This window comes from Bifidobacterium crudilactis, from assembly GCF_000738005.1.
Lineage (GTDB): Bacteria > Actinomycetota > Actinomycetes > Actinomycetales > Bifidobacteriaceae > Bombiscardovia > Bombiscardovia crudilactis.
This window is the reverse complement of sequence record NZ_JHAL01000002.1, coordinates 778,748-797,927: the sequence shown is the minus strand read 5'-3', so window position 1 is coordinate 797,927 and position 19,180 is coordinate 778,748. Positions and strand designations below refer to the sequence as shown.

15 protein-coding genes are annotated in these 19,180 nt (G+C 57.4%); 11 read left to right on the top strand and 4 right to left on the bottom strand.

Annotated features, from left to right (window positions below):
* Window positions 1-96 precede the first annotated feature (96 nt).
* The 8 genes from uvrC to DB51_RS05640 all read left to right on the top strand — a co-directional run bounded on the left by uvrC (window position 97) and on the right by DB51_RS05640 (window position 9,466).
* Entirely contained in the window at window positions 97-2,514 is a 2,418-nt protein-coding gene (gene uvrC, locus DB51_RS05675) for an excinuclease ABC subunit UvrC (protein ID WP_423773408.1), read from the top strand.
* 77 nt (window positions 2,515-2,591) lie between these two features.
* Window positions 2,592-3,521: a shikimate dehydrogenase family protein gene (locus DB51_RS05670; RefSeq protein ID WP_034252448.1), complete on the top strand. Its 930-nt coding sequence runs from the start codon at window positions 2,592-2,594 to the stop codon at window positions 3,519-3,521.
* A complete protein-coding gene (gene rapZ, locus DB51_RS05665; RefSeq protein WP_034252446.1) occupies window positions 3,521-4,450 on the top strand; it encodes an RNase adapter RapZ in 930 nt (309 codons plus the stop codon). The genes DB51_RS05670 and rapZ overlap by 1 nt, the downstream gene beginning before the upstream one ends.
* Before the next feature lie 223 nt (window positions 4,451-4,673).
* On the top strand, window positions 4,674-5,618 hold the full coding sequence (whiA, locus tag DB51_RS05660) for a DNA-binding protein WhiA (protein WP_034252444.1): 945 nt from the start codon (window positions 4,674-4,676) through the stop codon (window positions 5,616-5,618).
* A 238-nt stretch (window positions 5,619-5,856) separates the two neighbouring features.
* Window positions 5,857-7,053 carry a phosphoglycerate kinase gene (locus tag DB51_RS05655; protein ID WP_034252442.1) on the top strand — a complete coding sequence of 399 codons (1,197 nt, stop codon included), beginning with the start codon at window positions 5,857-5,859 and terminating at the stop codon, window positions 7,051-7,053.
* Between the two features lie 319 nt (window positions 7,054-7,372).
* Complete coding sequence (gene tpiA, locus DB51_RS05650) at window positions 7,373-8,173, top strand: triose-phosphate isomerase (RefSeq protein WP_162174646.1); 801 nt, start codon at window positions 7,373-7,375, stop codon at window positions 8,171-8,173.
* A gap of 61 nt (window positions 8,174-8,234) precedes the next feature.
* On the top strand, window positions 8,235-8,483 hold the full coding sequence (gene secG / locus DB51_RS05645) for a preprotein translocase subunit SecG (protein ID WP_034253925.1): 249 nt from the start codon (window positions 8,235-8,237) through the stop codon (window positions 8,481-8,483).
* A 137-nt stretch (window positions 8,484-8,620) separates the two neighbouring features.
* The gene (locus DB51_RS05640) at window positions 8,621-9,466 is read left to right on the top strand and encodes an HAD family hydrolase (RefSeq protein WP_034252439.1); all 846 of its coding nucleotides are present in this window, start codon (window positions 8,621-8,623) and stop codon (window positions 9,464-9,466) included.
* A gap of 223 nt (window positions 9,467-9,689) precedes the next feature.
* Here DB51_RS05640 and tal read toward each other — a convergent pair whose 3' ends face one another.
* Together tal and tkt are read right to left on the bottom strand one after the other, a co-directional pair.
* The gene (gene tal / locus DB51_RS05635) at window positions 9,690-10,799 is read right to left on the bottom strand and encodes a transaldolase (protein WP_034252437.1); all 1,110 of its coding nucleotides are present in this window, start codon (window positions 10,797-10,799) and stop codon (window positions 9,690-9,692) included.
* 104 nt (window positions 10,800-10,903) lie between these two features.
* Window positions 10,904-13,006, bottom strand: coding sequence for a transketolase (gene tkt / locus DB51_RS05630; RefSeq protein WP_034252436.1), 2,103 nt, complete (start codon window positions 13,004-13,006; stop codon window positions 10,904-10,906).
* 433 nt (window positions 13,007-13,439) lie between these two features.
* On the opposite strand from tkt, the gene hrcA reads away from it, so the two are divergent.
* On the top strand, window positions 13,440-14,585 hold the full coding sequence (hrcA, locus tag DB51_RS05625) for a heat-inducible transcriptional repressor HrcA (protein WP_034252434.1): 1,146 nt from the start codon (window positions 13,440-13,442) through the stop codon (window positions 14,583-14,585).
* 156 nt (window positions 14,586-14,741) lie between these two features.
* On the top strand, window positions 14,742-15,884 hold the full coding sequence (gene dnaJ, locus DB51_RS05620) for a molecular chaperone DnaJ (protein ID WP_034252433.1): 1,143 nt from the start codon (window positions 14,742-14,744) through the stop codon (window positions 15,882-15,884).
* Window positions 15,885-16,128: 244 nt separating this feature from the next.
* Here dnaJ and DB51_RS05615 read toward each other — a convergent pair whose 3' ends face one another.
* A complete protein-coding gene (locus DB51_RS05615; protein WP_034253923.1) occupies window positions 16,129-16,923 on the bottom strand; it encodes a fructosamine kinase family protein in 795 nt (264 codons plus the stop codon).
* Between the two features lie 184 nt (window positions 16,924-17,107).
* Between DB51_RS05615 and uppP the strand changes: the two genes are divergently transcribed.
* Complete coding sequence (gene uppP / locus DB51_RS05610; protein ID WP_034252432.1) at window positions 17,108-17,980, top strand: undecaprenyl-diphosphatase UppP; 873 nt, start codon at window positions 17,108-17,110, stop codon at window positions 17,978-17,980.
* A 232-nt stretch (window positions 17,981-18,212) separates the two neighbouring features.
* Here the strand turns inward: uppP and DB51_RS05605 are convergent, their stop codons facing one another.
* Window positions 18,213-19,067, bottom strand: coding sequence for a PAC2 family protein (locus DB51_RS05605; protein WP_034253921.1), 855 nt, complete (start codon window positions 19,065-19,067; stop codon window positions 18,213-18,215).
* Window positions 19,068-19,180: the final 113 nt, after the last annotated feature.

The window sequence follows — 19,180 nt, the reverse complement described above, 5'->3', positions numbered from 1 at the left end:
AGACCGGGGTGCTGCCCGACCATAGAGCTTCGGCACTGCAATGCCCGAGCATGCTGTGGTCAGCTATCGGCGGTCGACATACTGTTTCGGCGTTCAATGAGCGAAAGGCCAAGTCATATGGGTTCGGGCATCTTCGAGCGGCATTCCAGCGATGTGTGGCGGAAAACAGCCTCCGCGCTCGTTGAGTCCGAAACTGGCGGGAGCGCCGCAGATCAAGGCGAGGCAAAGGGTCTTAACGCCAACGGAGCTCCGCTGTTGGGTGATTCGCGCGATACCTTCAGACCGAAGACATCGGATATTCCCGCGCAACCAGGTGTATACAAGTGGCGCGATGCAGAGTCGCGTGTGATATACGTCGGCAAGGCGAAAAATCTCCGCAACCGTCTCAGCAACTACTTCCAACCCCTGTACCAGCTTCATCCACGTACTCAGACGATGGTGCTCACCGCCCGAAGCCTTGAATGGACCGTCGTCGGCACGGAGCTCGAGGCTCTGACGCTTGAATACACGTGGATCAAGGAATTCGATCCCCGCTTCAATGTGGTGTTCAGAGATGACAAGACCTATCCGTACCTCGCTATTTCCGTAGGCGAGGATGTGCCGAGGATTTGGATCACGAGAAGCAGAAAACGTCGTGATACGCGATATTTTGGCCCCTATGCCAAGGTCTGGGATGTTCGTCAGACTTTGGATGCCCTGCTCAAGAGCTTTCCGGTGCGCACATGTTCGCCAGGCGTGTTCAGGCGCGCCCAGCTCAGCAACAGGCCATGCCTTCTGGCCTCGATAGGGAAATGCTCGGCGCCATGCGTTCAGCGCATCGATCTCAAGGAACATCGGAAGATGTGCGAGCAGCTCATAGGGGTGATGACCGGTCGTCTTGGCAGGAGTTTCCAGGCGAATCTCACCGCAGAGATGAAAGCCGCCAGCTCACGCCTTGACTTCGAACTTGCCGCCCGGCTTCGTGACCAGATTGCCATGCTGAACACGGTGATCGAGCAGAATGCGGTGGTGTTCGATTCAGATGTCGACGCGGATGTGTTCGGACTTGCCAGCGATGAGTTGGAGGCCTCCGTACACGCATTCTTCGTAAGAGCCGGTTCGATACGTGGAGAACGCAGTTGGAGTGTCGAACGGGTGGAGGACGTATCGGATGAGGAGCTCGTGGGGGATCTCATCACCCAGGTCTATTCCACGCTGGTCGAGGAGGTGAATGGCGAGCGAAACCTCGGGAATACCATGCCGGATGCCGATGATGCGCATACCTCACGTGCCCAGCAGTCTCACGATATGCCATCGGAGGAATCGGCATCCGACTCATTGTCGGAAGGACGGCACTCTTCGGGAATTTCCATATCCACCGAACGCGAGGCCTTCGGCGCCACCCAGCAGGCGACGGCGACCGACAGCCTGGCGAGGTCCAAGGCCACGAAGTCGCGCAGGGCGCATAAGCACACCACCGGACGTGATGACCTTCTTGAACCTATTGCTCCGATACCAAGAGAAGTGATTCTGCCCATCGAGCCGAACAAGGCCGGGCAGCTCGAGGATTGGCTCAGTAAGCAACGCGGTGCTGCGGTGAACATCAGGGTGCCGTTGCGGGGGGAAAAGCGCGCCTTGATGGATCGAGCCACGGCCAACGCCAAGCAATCACTGCTGCGCAGCAAGATGAGCCGTATCAGTGACATGGGTGCACGCACCAAGGCCATGAACGACCTGGCAGCGGCATTGGGTCTGGATAAGGCGCCCTTGCGCATCGAATGCTACGACATCTCGAACACCATCGCAGGTGCCTTCCAGGTCGCGTCAATGGTGGTGTTCGAGGACGCGGTCGCGAAAAAGTCGGAGTATAGACGCTTCTCCATCAAAGGGCGCAACGGAGAAGGCGCCGTTGACGATACCACAGCCATCTACGAGACCCTGAGCAGACGGTTCAGCCATGGCAACGTCGCCGGAGACTCAGGTGACAGCATAGACAACGAACGACAGGTACGGCAGGCCGGATTGGATGCGGGGGAGCTGTCAGCCGACGACGGGATCGTCCAGCAGCAGGTTCAGGCGCACCGTTTTGCCTACAAGCCGAATCTGGTGGTGGTCGATGGCGGCAAACCGCAGGTCGCCGCCGCAGCCAGAGCGATGGCCGATCAGGGCGTGACCGATGTGGCCGTCTGCGGTCTGGCCAAACGGCTTGAGGAGGTGTGGCTGCCAGACGAGGATTATCCGCTGATTCTCAAGCGTCAGTCCGAAAGCATGTATTTGCTGCAACGGGTAAGGGATGAGTCGCACCGTTTCGCCATCACCTATCATCGTCAAAAACGCAGAAAAGGTGCGCTACGCTCCGCGCTGGATGGAATCCCAGGTGTTGGCGAAGCATTCCAGAAAAAACTGCTCAATCATTTCGGGTCTGTCAGGGCCATGCGGGAAGCGAGTGTTGAGGATCTGCAGGCGGTGAATGGAATAGGGGAGAACAAGGCGAAGGCGATATTCGATGCGTTGCATGCGGATGACCATGATTGAAGCCTGATTCACCGTCACATAGACACGGGCGGCAACAAGGGTTCGCTACTATGTAGTTGAAACTCAGGAGGTTATCCGTGCAACAATACAGGCATCGTTGTGCCGTGCTGGGCAAACCCATCGCGCATTCCCTGTCACCGGTGCTCCATATGGCAGCTTACCGTCGCCTAGCGTTGTCTGACTGGCAGTATCTGCGCCATGAAGTTGATGCGGCAGGGCTTGAAGAGCTGCTGTTGTCGCTTGACCCCAGCTGGGCCGGACTCAGCCTGACGATGCCGTTGAAACGTACCGTCATGCCATTCGGCACTCCGTCGGACACATGGTCCTCGACGCTGCAGGTTGCCAATACCGCCGTGCTCGATTGGACGGGAGCTGCCGAAGCCCCAACAATCTCCCTGTACAACACCGATGTTCAAGGCATATCCAAGGCCTTGGGTACGGAGCTTGTCAGGCTCGACACTGATGCAGCCGGGTCATCTACGCCGACCCTCAGTTGGAGCGATGGACATGTACAAGTCCATACAGCGATGATTCTGGGCAGCGGCAACACCGCTTCCTCCGCACTGGCGGCGTGCTCTGAACTCGGTGCGGAACAGGTCGTGGTCTGCGCACGACATCCCGAACGGGCGGCGCAACTGTCGATGTTGGCCGAGAGGCTGGGAATCGGGATGCAGGTCCGTACCTTGTCGCAAGCACTATCCGCTGTCGATGGCCAGGACGTGACTATCAGCACGCTGCCTGCACATGCGGCCGATGGCATAGCTGACGAACTCTCGAACCAGGCGCGGCACGGAGACCTGGGGCTGTTGCTGGATGTGGTCTACGATCCGCGTCCAAGCCGACTGATGACCGCATGGCGCGACAAGGGGGCTCGGGCCATAGGCGGTGAGATGATGCTGTTGTATCAGGCGATACCCCAGGTGGCGTTGATGACGGGTATCGATGAGCACAGCATGCCGTCGGATATCGATATGGCCATGCTCCAGGCACTTCAGGAGGTGTTGTGATGACTCAAGAACATGGGTTGATTCCAGACCATTCGGAAGGCAAGGGGAGACCTGAGCCGGCGGACGACTTCGAGGTTCTGCTCGTCACCGGGATGTCCGGGGCAGGGCGTTCTCGCGCCGCTGACAGCGTCGAGGACATGGGCTGGTATGTGGTAGACAATCTTCCCCCGAAACTGTTGATTCCCTTGGTCGATATGATGACGTCTTCGGGGTCGAAGGTTCATAAACTCGCCGCGGTCATCGACGTTCGCTCCAGATCGTATTTCGACGATTTGGCTGCGGTGCTGAGCCATCTTGACGATCTCGGGGTCAAGTACCGCATACTCTTCCTGGATGCCGACGATGAGGTCCTGATAACCCGCTTCGAATCGGTGCGCAGACCTCATCCTTTGCAGCATGGACGAAGGCTGGTGGACGGCATTCATGAGGAACGGGAGCTGTTGGCACATCTCAAGGAGCGCGCCGATGTGGTGATCGACACCACCAGGCTGAGCATCCATCAGCTCTCCACAAAGCTCTATGACGCCTTGCTCGGTACGGGGCCCACAACGGTTTCGGTGCACATCTTCAGTTTCGGATTCAAGTACGGTGTTCCGCTCGATGCTGATTTCGTCGCGGACATGCGGTTCCTGCCCAATCCCTTCTGGGTGCCGGAGCTGCGTGACCTGACGGGAATGAATGCTGCCGTGAGCGATTATGTGCTCAACAGTCCCGGAGCCCAGGAGTTCCTTGAATCGTACACACCTGCCATTTTGACGGCCATACGAGGATATTCGCGGGAAGACAAGCATTTTGTGACCATCGCCATCGGTTGCACAGGCGGGCAGCACCGTTCGGTCGCCATGAGCGAGGAACTCGCCAAAAGGCTGAGGAATCATGGCCTGAGCGTTACGGTGTCTGCCAGAGAGCTGCACAGGCATCGCAGCTGATCGACGTTGACCTGCCCGTCCAGGCAATTGTTATCGGCCATGCAGATGCGGGAGACGGGTGGACGGAGTAAACATCCACATAGCGAAATATGCGTGTCCACTTCGCAGCAGATGCCCCAAAGTTGTCCAAGATGTTCTGTATCACAGATAGCCGGTGGCTTTTCAGATAGGATGCTGGGAGCCGGTTATTTTTTGTATCGCAACAACTGTAGGAGGTTGGCTATTGGCTCTATTGGACGACGTCAAGAGCGAACTCGCCGCAATCGACAACGAACTTCCCGCAGCGAAGAAGGCTCAGGCAGCCACGATGATTCGTTTCGGAGGCGGCCTGCATCTGCTGCAGCGTCACATCGTCGTTGAAGCGCAATTCGATTCTCTTGATTCCGCACAGTGGTTGCAGAACACCATCAAGGAGATCTACGGCCATAGTTCCGATCTCATCGAGGTAGCTCGACAGACACCGACAGGCAACAACGTGCGTTACTCGGTTCGAGTGTTGCGAGCCGGAGGTGCGCTGGCCTTGCAGACGGGGCTTCTGGACCGGCGGAAGCGTCCGGTCAGAGGTCTGCCCGCGGATATCATCAGCGGGAACATCGCACAGGTCAAGGCCGCTTGGCGAGGAGCGTTCTTGGCTCACGGCGAGCTCTCCGACCCCGGCAAGGCCAGCTATCTGGAGATTGTCTGCCCAGGTTCCGAAGCGGCACTGGCGCTGGTCGGCGCTGCACGCCGTCTGGGAATCAATGCGAAGGCACGTCAGGTGCGCAGCTCGGAACGGGTGACGCTTCGAGACCCCGATGCGATAGAACGCATGCTGAATCTCATCGGTGCCCCCAAATCCGCAAGGGAATGGACAGGGAAGCGCAACGACGGAGAATCGAGAGGCAAAGCCAACCGCTTGGCGAACTTCGATGACGCCAACATGCGCCGGAGTGCCAAGGCTGCGGTCGAAGCCAGTGAAAAGGTCATGGAAGCGTTCAAATTGCTCGGGGACAGCATTCCTGACAATCTGCGTGCGGCAGGCCAGCTGAGGATTGACCACCGTGACGCCAGTTTGGAAGAGCTCGGCAGGCTTGCCGACCCGCCGGTCACCAAGGATGCAATCGCCGGCCGCATCAGGCGCTTGCTGCAATTGGCCGCGAAGATAAAAAAACAACAGTCGCAGCAATGATTCCGACAAAGGACGCCTCCGCACGAATACCGTGTGGGGGCGTCCGTGCTGTCCATGCACTGTCATCTCCGGCGTGCTGACGTCGGCTCTGATGCATCACAGGAATCTGCGAGCTCTCTGGCTGATTGTTTGTTGCTCAGTATAGAATCCCTTATGGCGTCATCATGCGCCTTGATACTTTCTGTGGCGGGTACGACCACCAGAGGCTACCTTAGGCACAGCTAGGAAAGGATAGTTCATGAAAACACTGAAGGATCTTGGAAACCTGCAAGGCAAGCGAGTTCTTGTGCGTGCTGATTTCAATGTTCCGCTGGATGGCACAACCATCACCGATGATGGCCGCATCAAGGCAGCCTTGCCGACCATCAATGCTTTGCGTGAGCAAGGCGCCAAGGTTATTCTTATGGCTCATCTCGGGCGTCCGAAGGGCAAAGTTGTACCTGAGTTGAGCTTGGCTCCAGTCGCGAAGCGTCTGGGCGAGTTGCTGGGTACCGACGTAGAGCTGGCATCCGACACCTACGGCGAGGACGCACAGTCCAAGGTCGCCGCGCTCCAGGACGGACAGGTTCTGCTGCTTGAGAACGTTCGTTTCAACCCTGAAGAGACCAGCAAGGACGAATCTGAACGTGCCGCGTATGCGAAGAAGATCGCTGCACTTGGCGACGTGTTCGTCTCGGACGGGTTCGGCGTCGTTCATCGTGCGCAGGGTTCCAACTACGATGTGGCCGCTGACCTGCCTTCGGCCGCAGGCCTGCTGGTGGAGAAGGAAGTCACCGCGCTCTCCAAGGCGACCGTCAACCCCGAGCGTCCTTTCACGGTCGTTCTCGGTGGGTCAAAGGTTTCGGACAAGTTGGGCGTGATCGAGAATCTGCTCAGCAAGGCCAACCGACTGATCATCGGTGGGGGAATGGTCTACACCTTCCTGAAGGCGCAAGGCTTCGAGGTCGGCAAGTCCCTTCTTGAAGAGGATCAGGTCGATGTGGTCAAGGGGTACATCGCCAAGGCCGAAGAGAACGGCGTCGAGCTCGTGCTGCCGACCGATATCGTCGCAGCCGACACCTTTGCCGCTGATTCACCGTATGAGACCGTCTCGGCCGAAGCAATTCCCGCCGACAAGATGGGTCTTGACATCGGTCCCGATTCCCAGAAGCTGTTCCACGACAAGATCGTGGAATCCAAAACCGTGGTGTGGAACGGCCCCATGGGCGTGTTCGAGTTCCCGGCCTTCGCCGCTGGAACCAAGGCCGTTGCTCAGGGACTCATCGATGCGACCAAGGCAGGGGCATTCACCATCGTCGGTGGCGGCGACTCGGCCTCCGCGGTTCGCAACCTCGGCTTCCCAGAGGACGGCTTCTCGCACATCTCCACAGGTGGCGGTGCGTCCCTGGAACTGCTTGAAGGCAAGGAACTTCCCGGACTCAAGGTAATCGAGTAGGGATTACATCCTATAGGCAGTGATGTGCAGCAATGTCGGGTCGCGGTGTACTGCCGTGGCCCGACATCTGTGTGAGCCCGTGTTCGTCCTGACATAATCGGGCGCAATTGAGATAACTGCACTAAAAGGATAGCTTTTCCAAGAATTTCCATCGATTTGCTGTCCTTTTATTGCAGTTATCTCCTGGATGGCCGGCGGGGTGCCGATGTGACAGAATGATGGCTTCACGTCACGTATGATGAAGAAGGTATGAGGGCAGATGCGCTTGCGGATTTCGAGAGCTCTTCGCCCGTGGTCTAGGAGCAGGTTGGGAAAGGCGATACCGATGGCACGAGTTCCGCTAATCGCGGGTAACTGGAAGATGAATCTGGACCATTTGGAGGCCACGTACTTCGTACAGAAACTGGCCTGGTTGCTTCGTGACGCTCGTTTCGATTACGGCCATTGCGAAATCGTGTTGTTCCCGGCATTTACCTCGCTCCGGAGCGTGCAAGTGCTGGTGGAAGCCGACAACCTTCATATTCGCTATGGGGCGCAGTCTGTATCCGTAACTTCGCAAGGTGCGTTCACCGGTGATGTCTCCGCAGATATGCTGTCTCAACTCCACTGCTCCTATGTGATTGTGGGACATTCCGAACGCCGTAAGTATCACCCCGAGGACGATGCCAATATCGTGGACCAGGTCCGTGCAGTATTGGCCGCCGGAATGCAGCCGATTCTTTGTGTGGGCGAAAGTTTCGAGGAACGCCGTCAGGGCATCGAGCTGGAATTCGCGGTCGGGCAGGTTCACGACGTCACTCGTGATCTGAACGAGGAGGAAGCCGCATCTCTGGTAATCGCATACGAGCCTGTTTGGGCGATTGGCACCGGCATGGTGGCTACTCCCCAATCCGCACAAGACGCGGCCAAGGCGATTCGAGAGCATATGCGCAAGGCCTTCAACGATAAGGTCGCCGACAGAGTGCGTATCCTATATGGTGGGTCGGTGAGCTCGCGTAATGCCGCGCAGCTCATCCAGGAGCGCGATGTCGACGGCTTCCTGGTGGGAGGTGCCTCCCTGGAGGTTGATGAATTTTCCAAAATAGCGCGTATCGCCCAAAAACATTCTTTTTCGCGTTGAACCCGCGATAATCCCCGATGTGCTGTATCCTTGCAAGAGTTAGAAAAACGTGGAGGTTCCTGTGGCTATTCTCAAGATCGTTCTTGAAGTCATCGTCGTCATCGCCAGTGTCCTGTTGACACTGCTCATCCTGATGCATAAGGGCAAAGGCGGAGGCCTTTCGGACATGTTCGGCGGTGGTATCAACTCCAATGCCGGAACATCCGGTGTGGCCGAGAAGAACCTTAATCGCATTACCGTGATAGTCGCCCTGATCTGGGTCGCCATCATCATTGCCCTGGGCTTGATGGTCAAATACAATCTGGGCTGAGCACCGTTGCCTTGAGTACCTACGCGGCACCCAAGGTCTATATGCGAGTACATACGACAACACCGTAGTTCGATGACTGCGGTGTTGTTCCATATGTAATGGCTTTTTGGCACAGCAACGTCAACAGGAAAGACAGCATGCACGTTCACAGCTCTTTGAAACTTCTCGTCGCAGACCTCGACGGTACTCTGCTTCATGACGGCCCGAGCTTCGAAGACAGGGCTTTGACCGCACGGACCATCGAAACGGTAAGCAGAGCCCACGAGCAAGGTATGCTCATCGCGGTGGCTACCGCTCGTCCGGTGCGTACCAGTTGGGACATCGTTCACCAGATTCCCGTGGACGCATGCGTGTATCTCAACGGTGCGCTGATTGATTTGTCGCCGCAACGGTCAAGTTACGAACTCCTTACAGGGCAGAGGTCTTCATCGACGAGACGGCAGGACGCGCATCTGCTTCGGCATGGTTTCTCCGCGCAACGAGCCGCCGAGGTGTGTCTGTCCCTGCTGTCGGCGATTCCCACACTCAGACTCGGCGTGGTCATGAACGACAAGAGATACACGAACTTCGACATCCGTATGCTCTGGCCCATGGAAGAATGCCATCTGACGGATTTCTCCGACCTGCCGCAAGGCGATGCCGATAAAATCATCATATTTCCCAGGGACCATGAAGTGACGCCTCTTAATGAGGTGCTTCCGGAGGACTTCGAGGTTCACGTGAGCGAAGGCAGCATGTGGATGCTGATGAATCCCGAGGCGAACAAGGAGTCCGCGCTACGGACTCTGTGCACATCGATGGGCTTGTCGCCAGACGAGGTCGCGGCGTTCGGCGACGATGCCATCGATATCGCGATGATGGCCACTGCAGGGGTCGGTGTAGCGGTTTCCAATGCCATTCAACCGGTTCTGGATATAGCCGACCAGATATGCCCGTCCAACAATGACGATGGCGTGGCCCAGTGGATAGATGGAATACTGTGAGCGTTCAGCAGTCCGAGAGCCTCCATACGCTTTGTCGGTTGCTGTTTCTGCTCAGATAAGCACATACCTGCATCAGTAGGGCAGCAATGTGGCAATACTCTCCAGGAAAAGCTGTCCTTTTGATGCAGTTATCGTATTGGACGGATATACTTCGGCCCCCTGCACCTCAACGAGTAAGGGCAGGGGGCCGAAGTATAATCTGCTAGCGTCTAGGCGCTATATCTCAGGCGTTCACGCGATCGATGCCGGCCTGCACATCGGAAAGCACTGAATCCCAGGAGGCGATGAAGGAAGCGACACCATCGGACTCGAGCTTGTCGGTGACATCCTTGATGCTGATGCCGAGCTCCTCGAGCTTCTCCATAACGGCGTGGCTCTCCTCGTAGGTGCCTTCGATCGAAGGTGCACCGTTGCCATGTGCTGCGAGGGCGTCAAGCGTCTTCTCAGGCATGGTGTTGACGATGTCCTTGGCAACGAGCTCGTCGACATACTTGCAATCGGAGTATGCGGCGTTCTTGGTGCCGGTCGAGGCCCACAGAGGACGCTGACGACGTGCGCCCTTGGCTTCGAGGTCGGCCCAACGGGAATCCTCGTTGAACTTCTTCTCGAAGAGTTCGTATGCCAGACGTGCGTTGGCGACAGCTGCCTTGCCTTCGAGTTCCTTGGCTTCCACGGAACCGTTGGCTTCGAGAAGCTTGTCAACGGCGGTGTCCACGCGGGAGACGAAGAAGGAAGCGACCGAACCCATGTGCTTCAGATCGTGGCCGTTGGCGTCAGCCTGTGCGATGCCCTCGATGAAGGCGTCGATGACCTGCTCGTAACGCTCGAGCGAGAAGATCAGGGTGACGTTCACGGAGATGCCCTTGGCCAGAGTGGCCGTAATCGCAGGAAGACCTTCGAGGGTTGCGGGGATCTTGATCATCGCGTTCGGACGGTCGACCTTTGCCCAGAGCTCTTCGGCCTGCTTGGCGGTGTTCTCGGTGTCGTGCGCCAGACGAGGATCAACCTCGATGGAAACGCGTCCATCGACGAAATCGGTGCTCTCGGCTACGTCGCGGAAGATGTCCGTGGCATTACGCACATCGGTGGTGGTCAGCTCGCGGACGGCGGTCTCGACGTCGACCTTGCCGAGTTCCTTGAGCTGTGCATCGTATGGTCCGACCTGGCTCAGAGCCTTCTGGAAGATTGAAGGGTTGGTGGTGACGCCAACGACGTTCTTCTCCGCAATGAGCTTCTGCAGGCTGCCTGATTCGATGCGGGTACGGCTCAGATCATCGAGCCAGATGGACACACCGGAATCGCTGGTGCGCTGCGTGTTTTCATTCTGTGCCATTATTTCTCCTTGTTTTCCAACCAAAACAACATAATCACCGGGCTGTCTGCCCGGGAACGGGGGAGAGCCGTACACCTGTTGCGCAGGCTCTCCCCGATGGTGGACTAGCGAGCTGCCTTGACCTCTTCGATGGAGGCCTTCGCCGCTTCGACCACATGCTCGGCGGTGATGCCCAGGTCGCGCATGTTCTCGTCGCCGTCACCCTGCAGACCGAACTGCTCGATGGAGACCGGCTTGCCGTAGGAACCGAGGTACTTGTACCAAGGCATCGCAATACCGGCTTCGACGGAAACGCGGGCCTTGACGGTTGAAGGAAGAATCTCTTCCTTGTACTCGTCATCCTGCTCTTCGAACCACTCAAGTGAAGGAACGGAGATGACGCGGGCCTTGACGCCTTCGCCTGCGAGGGTCTTCGCAGCCTCGACGGCATGCTGGACTTCGGAACCGGTGGCGAGCAGCAGCACATCAGGCTCACCGTCGGTGTCGATAAGCACGTAAGCGCCCTTGCGCACGCCTTCCTTGGCCTTGGCCTTGGTCTCCTCCAGGGAGGGGACACCCTGACGGGTCAGGATGAATGCGGCAGGATGCGTGTTGTTCTTCTCGAAGAAGTAGCGGTACGCTTCAGCGGTTTCGAACTCGTCGGCAGGGCGGACGACCTCAAGCTGAGGAATGCCACGCACCGCGGCGAGATGCTCGATGGGCTGATGGGTGGGGCCATCCTCACCCAGAGCCACGGAATCGTGGGTCCAGACGAAGAGGTTGGGGATGTCCATCAATGCGGCGAGACGCACTGCAGGACGCTCGTAATCGGCGAACTGGAAGAAGGTGCCGCCGAAAGGACGGGTGTTCGAACCCAGGAGAATGCCGTTGGTGATGGCACCCATCGCGAATTCGCGCACACCGAAGTGGAGCTGACGTCCGTACTTGCTGACGGTCGGCCACTGAACGGTGGCATACTCGTCGGGAGCGAAGGAGGCAGCACCCTTGATATTGGTGTTGTTCGAACCACCGAGGTCGGCCGAGCCGCCCCAGAGCTCGGGCATGACGGCTGCAATAGCGTTGAGCACTGCACCGGATGCCTTACGGGTGGCGACCTTCGAACCGGCGGTGAAGCCCGCGACGAGTTCGTCGATGGCCTTGTCGAAGTCCTCGGGAAGCTTGCCTGCGGCGATGCGGTCGTACAGGGCGGCCTTGTCCGGGTTGGCGGCCTTCCATGTGGCGAACTTCTCGTCCCATGCCTTGTGAGCTTCGAGACCGCGCTCCGCGACCTTGCGTGCGTGTGCGAGAGCATCCTCATCGACCTGGAAGGACTGCTCCGGATCGTATCCGAGTTCCTTCTTGAGCCCTGCAACGGCTTCGGCGCCCAGCTTCGAGCCGTGCGAGGAAGGATCGTTGGTCTTGCCTGGCGTCGGCCATGCAATGAGTGAATCGACCTTGATGAGCTTAGGACGGTCGGTGACCTGCTCGGCCTTTTCGAGAACCTTGGCGAAGCCTTCGGCGTCTTCCTTGTATGAGCCGTCCGGCTGGATGAAGCTGAACTCATCCGTGTACCAGCCGTAGGCCTCGTAACGCTTGAGGATGTCTTCGGAGAAGGCGATCTTGGTGTCGCCCTCGATCTGGATGTGATTGGCATCGAAGATTACGGTGAGGTTGCCGAGCTGCTGGTTTCCGGCGAGGGAGCTCGCCTCGGATGAAACGCCTTCCTCGACGTCGCCTTCACCGCAGATGACCCACACCTTGTGGTCGAACGGTGATTCGCCTGCAGGGGCTTCGGGATCGAGCAGACCACGCTGATAACGCTGGCCGTAGGCGAAACCGACAGCTGAGGCAAGACCCTGGCCCAGAGGACCGGTGGTCATTTCGATGCCTGGTGTCAGACCATACTCAGGGTGGCCTGGAGTGCGCGTACCTGCGGTACGGAAACGCTTGAGGTCGTCGAGCGTCAAGCCATAACCCGAGAAGTAGAGCTGCACGTACTCAGTCAGTGAGGCGTGCCCTCCGGAAAGGATGAAACGGTCGCGTCCCGCCCAGTTCGGATCATTCGGATCATGCTTGATGAAATGCTGATACAAGGTGTAAGCGACGGGTGCCAGTGAGATAGGGGAACCGGGATGTCCGCTTCCTGCCTTCTCGACCGCGTCAGCTGAGAGGACCTTCGCCAGTTTTACTGCGCGTTCGTCCAGTTCAGACCACGTGAAATCGGTCATAGATGATCAACTTTCCTTCCAATTGGTTGGGCTGCATGCCCGGCTTGTGTCGAACAGTGCTTTGTAGCCCTCACATTGCACTTCAATGCTAGCTTTCAGAGCAGACACCACAACGGTATTTCCTGCGTTTCGTGCGTGTGTTCCCTGACGGAGGCATCAAGGTGAGGCGGTACATATACGCTCATCGACGGTTCTGTTGCAATCACGACATGTTCGCAATATGCTCAAAAGTTTTCAAAAGTGTACATGATGCGCTCATAAAGAAGAAACTAGCACTCACCGCATACGAGTGCTAATACAATCAGTAAGTGCATGCCTTGCGTGCTTCGGTACAGGACACCGACCGGGTGGTCCATACCGGTCGCAAGGCAAACACAGCGAAACAGGCATTAACACGAAACAGGTAGGACGTACACGTCCCAAGGAGGCGCGCATGACGAACAGCAGACGCATGCTCGTACTGAGGGCTGTGATAGAAGATTACATTCGCTCGCAGGAGCCTGTTGGCTCAGGAACGCTGACCAAAGACCACGACCTGGGGGTCAGTTCCGCGACTGTACGCAACGACATGGCGACACTCGAGGATGAAGGTTTTCTCATCCAGCCGCATACGTCGGCCGGTCGCATACCCACCGAAAAAGGCTACAGATACTTCGTGGACAAGCTCGCCAACGTCGTACCACTGTCTTTGGCTCAACGGCGGGGCATCGAGTCCTTCCTCTCGGGGTCGGTGAATCTTGAGGACACGCTACAGCGCTCCGCCCGTCTTCTGGCGCAGATTACCGGACAGGTCGCCGTCGTGGCATCTCCATCCCTCGCAAAATCGACGCTTCGCAGATTGGAAATCATTCCCCTAGGGCCGCTGGCTCTGATGATTGTCGTAATCACCGATACGGGCAGGGTTGCACAGAGAAGCATCCGCTGCAGCACATCCATCAAGCAGGAGATGGTCGAGGACCTCTCGCGCGTCATCAATGCCAGGAACCAAGGAGTCAACCTGTCGACGGCAGGCGAGGACATCAGGCAACTCGGCACGAGCGTCAAATTCAGACCCATCAATGAACTCTGCGACAGGCTCGCAGAGGAGATGGAAGGTATGGCCTCACAGGAGCAGGCGAGCAGTCTGTATATGGCCGGAACATCTCAGCTGACACATCAGCAGGCGGTGAATCTCAGTGATCTGGCTCCGCTGTTCGATGCGCTCGAGGAACAGGTCGTGCTGATGAAACTTATGAGCACGCTGAGCGAGGTGTCCCAGACCTCCGGCGTGAGTGTGGCAATCGGCTCGGAAACGCATAATCCCGGTTTGATACACGCATCGGTTGTCGCCAGCGGTTATGGTTCCACGGCATCGCCGTCAGACTCAGAAGGGCATGAGCGTGTCGATACGGAGCGTGCCAGGGCGCTGGGGACGGGCGCGAGCTCCACGGAGATGCCGGAAGCTAATGAACCGGTGGCTTTCGTAGGCTCCATAGGCCCCACGCATATGAACTATGCGACGACCATGGCCGCAGTCCACGCCGTTGCCCATTATCTGACCGCTTTACTGGCAAACCAAGGTGGCGAGGATGGGCTGTAACATATACGCCTATGGTTAGGGACCACAGCTAAAGCCCGGCGAAAGGCCCGTTCCTTCGGTGTCGGGCAAAGGCAGCCAGGGCAGGGCGGTACCGAGTGATTCGGCTGCTGCCGTCAATGAACGTTTAACACACTCAACACACAGAAAGAGTCATCAGTGGCAGACTATTACGAGGTTCTGGGCATCAGCAAGGACGCAAGCGAGGACGACATCAAACGTGCCTATCGCAAGATGAGCCGAAAATATCACCCTGACATCGCCGGTGCTGAGTTCGAAGAGAAGTTCAAGGAAGTCAACAGCGCCTACGAGGTGCTCTCGGATTCCCAGAAACGACAGATGTACGACCAAGGCGTCGATCCGAATAATCCCGGAGCTTCCGGCTTTGCAGGAGCATCGGGATTCGATGGTTTCTCCGATGTGTTCGGGCAGTTCTTTGGCGGAGGATTCGGCGGTGGTGCTTCGCAGGGGCCTATTCCACGCACGCAGCCCGGTCGCGACGCGCTGACCAGAATGACCATAGACCTGAAGACGGCCGTATTCGGCGGCACGGTTCAGACGACCATCAACACCTACGGACTCTGCCAGGAATGCGGCGGCACCGGTGCGGAGAAAGACACCAAGCCAGTGACTTGCCCGGATTGCCACGGACAGGGCTTCGTGCAGAAGGTGGTTCGCACCATACTCGGTCAGATGATGACCACCGCCCCATGCGAACGTTGCGAAGGTCATGGAACCATCATCGAACACCCTTGCCCTTCATGCTTCGGCAAGGGACGCGTGCGCAGCAAACGCACCGTAGGCGTGGCCGTACCAGCCGGCATCGCGGACGATTCCCGACTCCGTCTGGCATCACAGGGAGAGGTCGGTGAGGGCGGAGGGGCCGCCGGCGACCTGTACGTGGATATCCGCATCTCCAAGGACCACGACTTCTCCAGAGAGGGAGACGACCTGCATTGCTGGATAAAGGTCCCCATGAGTTGGGCGGTTCTCGGACACGATCTGACAATCGACACTTTCGACGGACCCCAGTCGATTTCCATCCCGGCAGGCTGCCAACCAGACGACACCATTACTCTCAAGGGGCTGGGAGTGACCAAGATGCGTACGCAGGAGCGCGGGGAACTCATCGCTCACGTGGCGGTGGAAATCCCCACGAAGCTGAAGGACTCCGAGGAGAAGCTCATCATCTCCTTCAGCAAATCACATGACAGTGATGCCACACATACCGCCCAGGCATCCAAACCTGCACCGCAGAACCGCAAGGGATTCTTCAACCGTATCAAGGATGCACTCAGCTAGGGGTACGAGGTAGACGACGCAGTAGGGGCTCTTTGTGTCTTGGCGAGTATGGGGTCACCAAATACGATAACTGCACTAAAAGGACAGCTTTTCCAAGAAATTCTTACCACATTGCTGTCCTTTTAGTGCAGTTATCTATCTCCAAGTCTGCAACGAACTACCACACACGACGCAACTGTGCATTTGAGCACGCGAAGCTTGCTGATTTGCTGTCTTCGCGTGCTGCTTTGCACGCTTTCATGGTTCAGTAACTTAGAAGAGAGCGGCACATGGAGCGGTACTCGCTGACATACCCGCCACCGAAGAACACGCAATGGCCTGCGATGGGGTACAGCTGCCACAAGGTGTAGCGGTCTGCAAAGCCCCTCGCCAAAGGATGAACCGTTTGATACCCGTCGATGATGTCCGAAAGATACGACATGCCGAAGAGATGCAGCATCGAAATATCCTCTTCACGGTGGCCGCCATGCGCGGCCGGGTCGATCAGCACGGCTTCGCTCTGGCCGCCATCGGAGGTCCACATCACATTGCCGCTCCACAAATCCCCATGGACACGGGCGGGCTTATCCTCTGCCGCCGGCCCCAGCAAATCGGGCAATGCGTCGACAATCTCCTCCGTCATGCGCATATCCGCCGAGGTCAATGCACCGCGGTCGATTCCCATCTGCACCATCGGCAGCAGCCGCCCCTGTGCATAGTATTCGGCTACGTCATCCCATGAGCCCGTATCCATCGGAACGGGGTCCTGCAACGGCCCGAAATAGCAGGTGCCTGTATATCCGGCAGGCGGTTCGCCGAAATACTCTGCACCGAAATCATGCAGACGGGCGAGTGCCGCCCCGAAATCATGTGCCGCCTTCGGTGTGGGGGAGGAAGCATTGACTCGTTCGATATCGAGATAGTCCCTGCCCCAACCGAACACCTCTACAACTCGCGGTCCGCCGTGCCCATAGGCTTCGCGCAACCATTTCAGTCCACGTCCCTCGCACTCGAAAAAACCTTGAGGGGAGTGAGCTCTGGATTTCCTGTACTGTTGCATATTCATCTCCCGATTCGACCACGAATCCGGAAAGATCCCATCGGATTCGTACCGTCTGATTGCCGTTCCCATTGTGGGCATTCTGCGCGACAAGCCACGCTATACGGCATAGCGGTGCAATTTTCGCTACTCTAAGTGAGGTCATGTATCGACATGTAGCAACTATTGAGCAATACGAGGGTTTATGAATTTCTTTGAAGCGATACTTATGGGAGTCATCCAGGGGTTGACTGAATTTCTTCCCGTTTCCTCAAGCGCGCATATACGCATAGCAGGTGCCTTGCTCGGCCAAGATCCGGGAGCCGCCTTCACCGCAATCATCCAACTGGGTACCGAAAGCGCCGTGCTGCTGTATTTCCGACATGACATCGCCAGAATACTCAGCCACTGGTTCATGTGCCTTCGCGGCAAAGACGGCAAGGAGATGTCGAAACGCCTCGGTGAGGACGACAGGGACGCCTCGCTCGGCTGGTTCATCATCGTGGGAACCCTGCCAATCGTCATCGCCGGCGTGCTCTTTCAGAAGACCATCGAAAGCACCCTCCGCAATTTGTGGATAACGGTGGTGATGCTGATAGTCTTCGGCCTTCTGCTGTGGTATTTCGATGCCAAAAGCAAACAGACCAAGACCATCAAGGAAATGACTCTGAAGGATGCGGCATTGTTCGGCGTGGGACAGATGCTTGCCCTTATCCCAGGCGTTTCACGCTCCGGAGGCACGATTACCTTCGGGCGCGCACTTGGATACACTAGGGAGGATGCCGCACGCATCAGCTTCCTGATGGCCATACCGGCAGTATTCGGCGCCGGGATTCTTGAAACCGTGAAATCCCTCGGCGATGTCGGCAGCGCATCAGGTTTCCCGGGATGGGGAGCGACCATCTGCGCCACATTGGTGAGCTTCGTGGTCGGATATCTGGTAATCATCGCGTTCCTGAAAATCGTCTCCACCTTCTCATACAAAGGTTTCGCCGTCTACCGCATTGCCATCGCCATCGTGGTGGCTCTGCTGCTGATTACCGGAGCTCTTGCGCCCCTCGCCGGTTCGGCCGCATAAGCGCAGACAAAGCCCTGCACGACGGAACCGCTTCGCGACCATGCGAAGCTCCGATGTCATGTGAGCGCTGCCTTCTTGTCGAAGGACAGCGCTCACATGACATTAATCCGTCTATTGCGGTTCTTGGCATTGTGGCTTGCAAGGCCGGAGTACGATACCTGCACTACAAGGACAGCAATTGGCTACTAATTGCTGTGAAAAGCCGTCCGTATAGTGCGGGTATCGCGGTCGCTTACGACTGTTCCTGAGAATTCCCGAAACCGGGGTCATCGAGGTACGATTCCGCCTCAGCGATGATGTCGCCGACGTTCAAGGTCGACAACTTCGCCTGCTCGCGTACCTTATGCTCGAAGTCATATTCGCGTTCAAGCCTGCGGACATAATCAGACAGGTCATCGTTGCAACGCAGCAACACTTCGGCCTGCGCCTTCCACCTGTCTGCACGCTCCTGCAGATCACCCTCCTTAAGAGGGACTCCAAGGAGGTCGGAGAGCGTGCGCAGGAGCTGCAAGGTACCCTGGGCACACTCGTCGCTGCCGAGATACTGGGGGACTGAAACCCAGATGGGCTCGGTGGAGAAACCGTTCTCTTCCGCCATCGTATCCAGCACCGTCGGGATGCCTATCGGGCCACAGTGCTCGTCATCGTCGTCACACCCGTAATCGTCATTGAAGGATTCCACGGGCAAAGGTCTGGTGTGAGGGCAGTCGGCATACATGGAACCCAGGGTCACTATCGTCGACACGTCGCATTCCTCGGCGATGTGCATGCTGCGAATGCAATATTCTTTCCAACGGTAGTTGGGTTCCGGAGCCATCTGCGCGTAGATGCGATGCGTGGCGTCCACGGTGATTTCATAGAATACGGTTTCAGGCCATACAAGACGACGTTGCCCCTGAACATGGCACATCATCGGTCGAGCAATCTGGTAGTCGTAGAATCCGTCGCATTTGATGCGTGCCACCTCGCGCGAATCGTATGCGTCTATAAGATGGCGCAACACATTCGTCGCTGCCTGGCATGCGTCATTCCAGCCCTCGAACGCCGCGATTAACACGTTCTGGGATTGCAGTGCTTCTTCACTCACATCTCTCACAGTAGCGGGTAATCGACCGTTCAAGAAGTTTTTTCCAAGCGAGAACAATCACCCCGATTATCTCCACAACCGTGAATACCTTTGGAAACAGCCAAGACTCGCTG